The organism is Bacillus cereus group sp. BfR-BA-01311, assembly GCF_022664295.1.
Lineage (GTDB): Bacteria > Bacillota > Bacilli > Bacillales > Bacillaceae_G > Bacillus_A > Bacillus_A cereus.
On sequence record NZ_JAKUHC010000046.1, the window covers coordinates 1 to 272 of the forward strand.

Below are 272 nucleotides of genomic sequence, written 5' to 3' on the forward strand. Positions count from 1 at the left end.
GTTGATAGGTTCGAGGTGGAAGCATGGTGACATGTGGAGCTGACGAATACTAATAGATCGAGGACTTAACCATATAATATGTAGCGATGTTATCTAGTTTTGAAGGAATATATATTAAAATTTCTTCTTGACATTTCGAAAGAAATGTTTATAATGATAAAAGTCTGGTAATGATGGCAGAGAGGTCACACCCGTTCCCATACCGAACACGGAAGTTAAGCTCTCTAGCGCCGATGGTAGTTGGGACCTTGTCCCTGTGAGAGTAGGACGTT

1 rRNA gene is annotated in these 272 nt (G+C 40.8%); it reads left to right on the forward strand.

Annotation, left to right across the window (positions count from 1 at the left end):
* Positions 1 to 163: 163 nt before the first annotated feature.
* A 5S ribosomal RNA gene (gene rrf / locus MR136_RS28355) occupies positions 164 to 272 on the forward strand; the annotation flags it as partial.